At 60.6% G+C, this 1726-nt stretch carries 1 protein-coding gene and 1 pseudogene; both read right to left on the bottom strand.

The genetic code is table 11. From position 1 onward, the window contains the following. A partial coding sequence (metX, locus tag AC1DT3_RS20185; protein ID WP_477466994.1) for a homoserine O-acetyltransferase MetX occupies positions 1-987 on the bottom strand: 987 nt, incomplete at its 3' end. Then, positions 987-1726, bottom strand: a pseudogene (locus tag AC1DT3_RS20180) (RiPP maturation radical SAM C-methyltransferase); the annotation flags it as partial. The gene metX and the pseudogene AC1DT3_RS20180, both read right to left, overlap by 1 nt.

The raw sequence follows: 1726 nt of genomic DNA, 5'->3' as shown, positions 1-1726 counted from the left end.
GGGCCGAACGGACAGACGGATTTCTTCCATCTCTTGCGGGGGGTAGCGCCAGTCGGTCTTGTAACTCACGAGAAGCAGCGGAGAACGGTAATCCTCAAACGCTTTCGCGACGGTGCCATAATCCCGGGAAAGATCAAAGTAGTCGATGGCGCGTGTGAGGTAGATCAGAGCGTTGGCATCGAGACGACCGAGGGAGGCATTGCGACGGACCTCATCGAGGAATCCTTCGATGGCGAATTCCGGTTCGAGCGTATAGCGCAGAGGTTCGGCACCGATGGTGGCCAGGCCGAATTTCTTTTCGAGGGTTCCCCGACTCATCCAGAACAGCGCCCCCGTCATGGCGAGCAACCCCATCCCCGCATCGGGACGTGGTCCGCCATAATAGTCGCCGCCATTCCAGGCTGGGTCGCTCATCAGCGCGGCGCGCAATACGCTCCACAGAGCTGTGTTGTGGGTGGTCGTTCGCGGAGTGGCGCTGATGATGACGGCACGCCCTAGCCGATCCGGCTGCTGGGCCATCCATTCCATGACCTGAAAACCGCCGAGGCAGCCGCCGATGGCAGCATGCACCCGTTCTATCCGAAGATGATCAAGAAGCCGGATCTGCGCCGCGACCATGTCAGCGACGGTGATGATGGGAAAGCGCAAGCCGTAGGCACGACCCGTCTCCGGATCGATCGCCTGGGGCCCTGTGGAGCCGCCGAACCCGCCAAGCACATTCGGACAGATGACGAAGCATCGATCCGTGTCGAGGGGTTTTCCAGGGCCGATGGCCTCGTTCCACCATCCCGGTTTACGGCCCTCACCGAGAGGTGGCCCGGCAGCGTGTTGGTCGGCGGTCAACCCGTGCAAAACGAGAATGACATTGTCGCGGCCCGTAGCCAGCGTGCCGTAGGTCTCATAGGCGATATCAACCTCGCGCAACGATTTCCCGCTGCGCAGCGGCATTGGGCTATCGACTCTCACGAGCTTCGCTTCAGCGCGCATCAGATAGCCGCCAGAAGCTTTTCGATGGCGTCGTCACCGTGCACGAAATATCCGCCGGGAAAGGCACTCGGCGCCGGCAAAAGGCGATGCGGCGTCCATAGAGGCAAGGCGATCAGCCGCGCATCGAGCCGGATCATGAGACGACGTGCGATCAGATCCTCGATCGCGTGTTCGATCAAGGCATCGTCGCACCCCATCTCCACGAGACGTATGCGAATCTGCGCCTCCGGCAACGCCTCATCCGCAACTTTGAGGATAGTGTGTCCCAACCCCACGATGCGATGCTGCCGTGCCACCGCACAGTCGCGCGTGTCCTCGACAAGGAACTCACCGTCTTCCTCGATCATTGAGAGCATCGGTAGCGCATGACCGGTCCACGCTTTGAACCAAGCACCAATGGCGTCACGCGCCGCATGTAACCCGGGGCGCTCATCAATCGACAGGTCCGCGCTATTCCCATTCTCGTTCTCGAAAAAGTAAACTTGATCCTTCAGGTCGGGATCAGTGAGCGGATATGCGAAGCGATAAAGTTCCGATGGCCGCAACTTGAGGCCAAACTGGTCCGGACTCGTGAAAAAGGGCGAATAGCGGTCGAAGCGCAGGGTCACGGCGCCGCCGGGTTGGAGGTGCGAGATCAGGGGCAACCATTGAGCCATCTCCGCATACCACGCGTCGTCCTCACCGGGAAATCCGCAAAGCAGACTCCAGCTCACTCGCACGCCCAGTTGCCGGCTCCATT

Source organism: Microvirga sp. P4_G7, from assembly GCF_056401005.1.
Note: the sequence above shows the minus strand (reverse complement) of the source record. Positions and strands in the feature narration are given on the sequence as shown.